The sequence below is a fragment of the Sphingomonas sp. genome (genome assembly GCF_040398505.1).
In the GTDB taxonomy this organism is placed as follows: domain Bacteria; phylum Pseudomonadota; class Alphaproteobacteria; order Sphingomonadales; family Sphingomonadaceae; genus Sphingomonas.
In genome coordinates this window covers 1-6,971 of record NZ_JBBATX010000123.1, presented here as the reverse complement: position 1 = coordinate 6,971, position 6,971 = coordinate 1, and the positions used below count along the sequence as shown (strand labels likewise).

Sequence of the window (6,971 nt, the reverse complement as noted above, 5' to 3'; positions counted from 1 at the left end):
TTCGATTCCCTTCACCCGCTCCATTTCGCCGCCGAGATGCAGCGAAGCTGCATCAAGAAAAGCGGCGAAGCGGCCGGCCTCGCTACAGCGAGGACCGACGAGTTTCAGGTAAACGATGCCCCGCATCGTTTAGGTCATGCCGGGGGCATGACCGACCTGAAACTGGCTTTGCCGCGGCGCTATCCCGCTTCCCCTATGGCCTAAAACCGCTTTTTCGGCTGCGGCACGCCGCTTACCCAGAAAATCCCGTCAGGCTGGAGCTCGATGACATAGCGCCCCTGATCCTCGCATTCGGCATCCCAGATCGCCTTGCCCACGGTCGGTGTGCGCTTCTTCATCTGGACGATCTTCTGGCAGGTAAAGTTGCCATCCTGAATCGCGCGGAACATCGTCATTTGCTGCAAGGCCGGCGGGAGCGCGTCGATCTTTGCCTCCATCGGGTTGGGCGTGGCATCCGCTTTGGGCGGCGGACCGCTGACGATCGAGCTACCGTCGCACGCCCCCAGCATCAGCACGGCGATTCCGACAATAAAGGTGCGTGTCATCGGTCTACTCCTGCGCTTCAAATCCCGCCCGCTACGACCGGGCGGCCAACCTCTTGCAACGCCTGGGTGAGATCGGCGATGCATGTATCGGCGAGCGCCGCATCGGTCGCGCGCACCACGAAGTTTGCGCCAACGCGGCCTTCGCGGAAAAACGGGTAGCTGCCGATCGAGACACCGTCATGGCTCTTTTCGGCTGATCGCAGCAAATCGGCGACTTCGCTTTCCGAGACCCAGCACCCGATCGTACGCGACAACACCGGCAGTCCACCCTCAAGCGTGCCGGTCAGCGCATCGAGCATCCCTGCGGTGATGTGCGGCACACCCGCCATGATGAAGACATTGCCGACATGGATTCCCGGCGCGCCCGACATGCGATTCTCGATCAGGTCGGCACCTTCGGGCACACGCGCCATGCGCTTGCGCGGCTCGTTCAGGCCACCGCGCGACGTGTAATAGGCATCGAGCATCGCGAGCGCCTGCGGGTGGAACACCACTGGCACGCCCAGCGCTTCGGCGATCGCATCGACGGTGATGTCGTCATGCGTCGGACCGATCCCGCCGGTGGTGAACAGATAATCGTTGCGCGCGCGCAGCGTGTTGACCGCCTCGACAATCGCCTCGGTCTTGTCCGCCACGACGCGGACTTCGGCGAGCCGGATCCCCTGGACGTTAAGCCAGGTCGCGATTTGCGCGATATTCTTGTCCTGCGTTCGGCCCGACAGGATTTCGTCGCCGATCACCGCGAGCGCGGCCGTCCAGATGCGTGTGGTCATGCCCCCCACATAGACCCGCCGCGCCCCCTCGCAAACTGCAAACCGCTGCGCTATATCGCTTTGATGACCGACTATGTGACCGTTACCGCCGACGCGCCTTCGGGCCGGACCGGCGCGATCAAGCTTCATGGGCGCGCAGCGTTCGACGGGATGCTCGCCGCCGGGCAATTGGCGGCGGAAACGCTCGATATGGTGGTGCCGCACATGGTGCCGGGCGTGACGACGGCCGAGATTGACGATCTGGTGCGCCGCTTCATCGCGGATCGTGGCGGCATCCCTGCCACGCTCGGCTATCGTGGCTATACGCATTCGAGCTGTATCTCGATCAACCATGTCGTCTGCCATGGTATTCCGAGCGACAAGACACTGAAAAATGGCGATATCGTCAATGTCGACGTGACGCCGATTCTGGGTGGGTGGCACGGCGACAGCAGCCGGATGTATCTGATCGGCGACGTGCCGATCAAGGCAAAGCGGCTGGTCGAGGTGACCTATGAATGCCTCATGCTTGGCATCGAGGCGGCCAAGCCGGGTAATCATCTCGGCGATGTCGGCCACGCGATTCAGCGTCATGCCGAAAAGTATCGCTACGGCGTGGTGCGCGATTTCTGCGGGCACGGCCTGGGCCAACTCTTCCACGACGCGCCCGAAGTCGTCCATGTCGGCAAGCCCGGCACCGGGCCAGAGCTCAAACCCGGCATGATTTTCACGATCGAACCGATGATCAACACCGGCCGCCCCGACGTGAAATTGCTCGACGATGGCTGGACGGCGGTCACGCGCGACCGCTCGCTGTCGGCGCAGTTCGAACATTCGATCGGGATTACCGAGACTGGCTGCGAGATCTTCACGCTCAGCCCGGGCGGGTTCGACAAGCCGCCTTATTGAGTCCGCTGCGCGCTGGCGAGCGCGCCAATCCCCAGCCAGAAGCCTATCACCGGACTCACCGACATGCCGATCAGCGGCACGGGGAGAGCGGCGATTACAGACGCAATCGCGTTTGCTGCGAAATACGCCGCCAGCGCTGTCGCGGTACGATCTCCCGATCGAAAGCCCGCCCGCAGCGGCGCGAGTGTGGCGACGCCAAGGGCCACCACTCCAAGGATCGCCACGCTAGGCGATTGCTGCCAGCCCAGCCCCACGATTCCTTCCACTTCGGGCAGGCGCGGCAGCGGATCGGGACGAAGCCCGGCTGCCGTAACGAGCGCGGCCAGCGCCCCTCCCACCACCACAGACTCGCGCCAACGATCCCCAATGGACAACAAACACAGCACCGCCGCCGCCAGCGCGCTGGCCTGCGCTGCATCGGGTTGCGCGACCAGCAGCACGATTGGGAGCATCGCGAGCACGGCCCGACCGGACTGACCCAATAGGACGACCAGCATCGGCAGCGTGAGCGCCGCGACATTGAAGCGGACTGGCCCGATCACCACCCAACGATGCACGCCCTGCAACCCGGTATCGACGAAACACGCGAGCAGGCCAGCCATGACGACGCCTGCGAAAGCAACATGCTGCCACCGCTTCGTCACCGCAACGCGGGCAATCGCGATGGCGAGAGAAAGCCCAAGCGCCCAGGTCACGATCATCTGCCCCCACAGCCCGATCGTGAAACCAACGCGGGCCGCCGTCCAACATCCGACCAATACGGCAATCAGCGACGCGATCCCGAAAAGACCGAATATCGAATTTGCACCCCCCCGCATCGCGTCGCTGCTCCCCGTCCCCGACTCAGCGGGGTGCCGCAAAATATGGCAGTGGAACCGGTATTGCACGGCACTTAGGCACGGTCCGAGCGCCACCTGCAGCTTTGCGCGCCGCTTTCCCGCCCCTCGCGCGGCTGGCACGATTGTTGTAGGGTGCGGCGACATCATGGGAGTTGCGCACGCGTGAAAAAGATCGAGGCGATCATCAAGCCGTTCAAGCTCGATGAAGTGAAGGAAGCGCTGCACGAAGTCGGGGTAAGCGGAATCACCGTCACCGAGGCGAAAGGATTCGGTCGCCAGAAGGGCCATACCGAATTGTATCGTGGCGCCGAATATGTCGTCGATTTCCTCCCCAAGGTAAAATTGGAGGTCGTGGTCGAGGATTCGATGGCGGCGCGCGTGGTCGAGGCGATCGCCACCGCCGCGCAGACCGGCCGTATCGGCGACGGCAAGATTTTCGTCATTCCGGTCGAGACCGCCTTGCGTATCCGCACCGGCGAGCGCGACGAGGATGCAATTTAAGCCACGAGAATTGACGCGCTGCAACATTGTGTGACAGCGTGCCGATCCGGGCGACACAGAATTCCCGATTCCGTCGGGTAAACGATCGATAGTGAAAGGCGTGGGGACTATGGCTGACAAACCGAATTCGGCGAGCGACGTACTCAAGATGATCAAGGATCAGGAGATTGAGTGGGTCGATCTGCGCTTCACCGATCCCAAGGGCAAATGGCAGCATCTGACGATGGTCGCAGGTGTCGTCGGCGAGGATGAACTGACCGACGGCTTCATGTTCGACGGTTCCTCGATCGAGGGCTGGAAGGCGATCAACGAATCCGACATGATTCTGATGCCCGATCTCGATGCGGTGTGGACCGATCCGTTCTCGGCCACGCCGATGCTGATCCTGGTATGCGACATCGTCGAACCGTCGACCGGCGAGCTTTACGCGCGCGATCCGCGCTCGACCGCCAAGCGCGCCGAGGCGTATCTCAAAACTACCGGCATCGGCGACACGATCTTCATCGGGCCGGAAGCTGAATTCTTCATGTTCGACAACGTCCAGTTCGAAAACAGCTATGCGACGAGCTATTACAAGATCGACGATATCGAGCTGCCGACCAACACCGGCACCAGCTATGACGGCGGCAATATGGGCCACCGTCCGCGCGCCAAGGGCGGGTATTTCCCGGTCGCGCCGGTCGATTCGGCAACCGACATCCGCGCCGAGATGGTCTCGACCATGCTCGACATGGGCCTGCCGTGCGACAAGCATCACCACGAGGTTGCCGCCGCGCAGCATGAGCTCGGCCTGACCTTCGGCACGATGACGGTCACCGCCGACCGGATGCAGATCTACAAGTACGTTTGCCACAATGTCGCGCAGGCGTACGGCAAGACCGTCACCTTCATGCCCAAGCCGATCAAGGAAGATAATGGCTCGGGGATGCACACGCATCTGTCGATCTGGGACAAGGGCACGCCGCTCTTCGCCGGGAACGGCTATGCCGGTCTGTCGGACATGTGCCTGTATTTCATCGGCGGCATCATCAAACATGCCAAGGCGGTGAATGCCTTCACCAACCCGACGACCAACAGCTACAAGCGGCTGGTCCCGGGTTATGAAGCGCCGGTGCTGCTCGCTTACTCGGCGCGCAACCGTTCGGCCTCGTGCCGCATCCCGTACGGCACCGGCCCCAAGGCGAAGCGCGTCGAAGTGCGCTTCCCCGACGCGATGGCCAACCCGTATCTCGCTTATGCGGCGCTGTTCATGGCCGGCCTCGACGGCATCCAGAACCGCATCCACCCGGGTGAGGCGATGGACAAGAATTTGTACGACTTGCCCCCGGCAGAGTTGGCGAACGTGCCGACGGTGTGCGGGTCGCTCCGTGAGGCGCTCGAGTGTCTCGCGGCGGATCACGACTTCCTGCTCAAGGGCGACGTGTTCTCGAAGGACCAGATCGAGTCGTACATCGAGCTGAAGATGCACGACGTGGCGCGGTGGGAAATGACGCCGAGCCCGGTCGAGTTCGATATGTACTACAGCTATTGAGCGCGGCCACGACCGCGCGGTGCGACGGGCGAAGCCCCGTCGCACAATAGCTGTCGGCCGGCCTCGCCAAAGCGAGGACCGACGACGTGGCTTTGCCACGGCGCTGAGACAGAAAAGGGCGTCCGGAGCGATCCGGGCGCCCTTCTCTTTATGTCCAATCCCCCAGATCCACCGCCTCCACCGCGGCAGGCAGATCGGGATAGCGCGCATCAAGCACAACCAAAGTCTTGCGCAACGACCCGCGCAAATAATCCTTCAGTTCGCGCTCGACCGACTTCGCATCCACTCGCGCCAAACGCACAAACAGTGCCAGTGCGGTGAGCATGGCATTCTCGCTCAACGCCCCGCTTTGCTGCGCCTGCCATCCCTGTTCGCCAAAATCCTGAAATTGCTCGAAGCTCTTGGCTGTGTTTACCAAAAACAGCCCCAACCCGAGCCGGATCGCAGCGACATCGCAGACCTGCTGCTTGAGCATGGTACCGCCGGGCGGCGACGTCCGCGCCGTATGCAGAACATAGTGCGCGAGCAAATGGGCAAACGTAGCGACGAGGCGTTGCGGCGCTTCCAAGAGCGCGGGATTGTAGCGGATGAAGTAGCGGCCCTGATCATATCCAAAGGACCCCATGGCGGGCTGGCGCGTATGGCGTAAGCCGTGGCCGGTCGTTACACGACTCTCGCGGGTTGCTTGCGCGGGGATCAGATCGCACTGCCAATCCGCCAGCCCCGCCATCGCCTTTACTGCTACGAAAATCTCAAGCGCGCGCTCGTGTCCCGTCGCGCGACTTGTAGCAAAGTCCTGCTGTAAAATCAGCGCTGTTCTGGCGATCCGCTCGACAACGCCAAATTCTTCCGAGAGCCACGCGAAGCACGCGAGCAACCAGTCAAATTCGTCCGCATCGACCAACAGCTTGGGCTTTAACAAACCAAACATGCGCCCTCCACCCATGGCAAGCATAATCTACCGAGTTCAGCGCAGATAAGACACCTCAGAAATATCGCGCGCCGATCGCGGCTGCCCCCAAATCCTCCCCCGCCAGGGGGAGGTGGCGCCGAAGGCGACGGAGGGGGCGGACTGGCTGCGCTCTCCGTAACATCCCTTTCCCGGCACAATCGCTACCCCGGAGAGACCCAGCCCCAAGCCGCCCGCCGACCGCCCCCTCCGTCACGCTTCGCGTGCCACAGTGTCGGGTCGCCCGTGCCCCCGGCACGGGCTTGGATTGCCCGGGGGCAATCCAACCCGACACTCCCTGGCAGGGGAGGATTACCGCCCCCAACCTGCACAAAACGCACGCGCGATTGCGTGCGTTCAGCGATGTTCCGCCCCCGAAACGGTCTAAATTCCCCCACGCGGTCAACACCGCACCACGCCGCAGGAACGCGGCATATAACGGGGTTTCCATGCTCATCTTTACGCTTATTCCCATCGCGGCGCTTGCCGCGGTCGCCCTTCTGCTCGCGCTCAAATCGTTCGGCATCAACCAGGAATATGAACGCGGCGTCGTCTTCCGGCTCGGGCGGCTGCAGGCCACCAAGGGCCCCGGCTGGTTCTGGCTGATCCCGCTGATCGAGCGCGTCGTGAAGGTCGATATCCGCACGATCACCTATGCGCTCGACACACAGGAGACGGTCACGCGCGACGGCGTCGCGGTGCGCGTCAACGCCGTGCTGTGGTTCCGCGCGTTCGATGCGGCGGGCGTCGTCACCACCGTGGCGAACTGGCAATCGGCGATCGTCCAGGCGGCGGAAACCGCGATGCGCGACGCGATCGGCCAGAGCGATCTCGACCAGATGCTCAAGGACCGCACCGCGATCAACAAGCGGCTCTACGAGATCCTGTCGTCGACCTGCATCCGCTGGGGCGTCGAGTTCGACGCGGTCGAGATCAAGGACCTCG

At 62.8% G+C, this 6,971-nt stretch carries 8 protein-coding genes; 4 read left to right on the top strand and 4 right to left on the bottom strand.

Annotation, left to right across the window (positions count from 1 at the left end; translation table 11 throughout):
- Window positions 1–200: 200 nt before the first annotated feature.
- Both ABWP09_RS12605 and ABWP09_RS12600 read right to left on the bottom strand, forming a co-directional pair.
- Complete coding sequence (locus ABWP09_RS12605) at window positions 201–545, bottom strand: hypothetical protein (RefSeq protein ID WP_353205480.1); 345 nt, start codon at window positions 543–545, stop codon at window positions 201–203.
- A 17-nt stretch (window positions 546–562) separates the two neighbouring features.
- Window positions 563–1,318: a competence/damage-inducible protein A gene (locus ABWP09_RS12600; RefSeq protein WP_353205479.1), complete on the bottom strand. Its 756-nt coding sequence runs from the start codon at window positions 1,316–1,318 to the stop codon at window positions 563–565.
- A gap of 63 nt (window positions 1,319–1,381) precedes the next feature.
- Between ABWP09_RS12600 and map the strand changes: the two genes are divergently transcribed.
- Window positions 1,382–2,206, top strand: a complete 825-nt coding sequence (gene map / locus ABWP09_RS12595) for a type I methionyl aminopeptidase (RefSeq protein WP_353205478.1) — start codon at window positions 1,382–1,384, stop codon at window positions 2,204–2,206.
- On the opposite strand, the gene ABWP09_RS12590 is transcribed toward map, so the two are convergent.
- Complete coding sequence (locus tag ABWP09_RS12590; RefSeq protein WP_353205477.1) at window positions 2,200–3,024, bottom strand: hypothetical protein; 825 nt, start codon at window positions 3,022–3,024, stop codon at window positions 2,200–2,202. The two genes, map and ABWP09_RS12590, sit on opposite strands and share 7 nt — an antisense overlap.
- Window positions 3,025–3,207: 183 nt before the next feature.
- Between ABWP09_RS12590 and ABWP09_RS12585 the strand changes: the two genes are divergently transcribed.
- A complete protein-coding gene (locus ABWP09_RS12585; protein ID WP_353205476.1) occupies window positions 3,208–3,546 on the top strand; it encodes a P-II family nitrogen regulator in 339 nt (112 codons plus the stop codon).
- A gap of 109 nt (window positions 3,547–3,655) precedes the next feature.
- Entirely contained in the window at window positions 3,656–5,077 is a 1,422-nt protein-coding gene (glnA, locus tag ABWP09_RS12580) for a type I glutamate--ammonia ligase (protein ID WP_353205475.1), read from the top strand.
- Window positions 5,078–5,225: 148 nt separating this feature from the next.
- Here glnA and ABWP09_RS12575 read toward each other — a convergent pair whose 3' ends face one another.
- Window positions 5,226–6,032, bottom strand: coding sequence for a hypothetical protein (locus ABWP09_RS12575; RefSeq protein WP_353205474.1), 807 nt, complete (start codon window positions 6,030–6,032; stop codon window positions 5,226–5,228).
- A gap of 443 nt (window positions 6,033–6,475) precedes the next feature.
- Between ABWP09_RS12575 and ABWP09_RS12570 the strand changes: the two genes are divergently transcribed.
- Window positions 6,476–6,971 (top strand): SPFH domain-containing protein (locus ABWP09_RS12570; protein WP_353205473.1); only part of this gene is annotated, 496 nt, incomplete at its 3' end.

What these genes read in the sequence shown, in the direction of transcription:
- ABWP09_RS12605 (WP_353205480.1), bottom strand. Translation starts at nt 545, where the DNA reads ATGACACGCACCTTTATTGTCGGAATCGCCGTGCTGATGCTGGGGGCG.
- ABWP09_RS12600 (WP_353205479.1), bottom strand. Translation starts at nt 1,318, where the DNA reads ATGACCACACGCATCTGGACGGCCGCGCTCGCGGTGATCGGCGACGAA.
- map (WP_353205478.1), top strand. Translation starts at nt 1,382, where the DNA reads ATGACCGACTATGTGACCGTTACCGCCGACGCGCCTTCGGGCCGGACC.
- ABWP09_RS12590 (WP_353205477.1), bottom strand. Translation starts at nt 3,024, where the DNA reads ATGCGGGGGGGTGCAAATTCGATATTCGGTCTTTTCGGGATCGCGTCG.
- glnA (WP_353205475.1), top strand. Translation starts at nt 3,656, where the DNA reads ATGGCTGACAAACCGAATTCGGCGAGCGACGTACTCAAGATGATCAAG.
- ABWP09_RS12575 (WP_353205474.1), bottom strand. Translation starts at nt 6,032, where the DNA reads ATGCTTGCCATGGGTGGAGGGCGCATGTTTGGTTTGTTAAAGCCCAAG.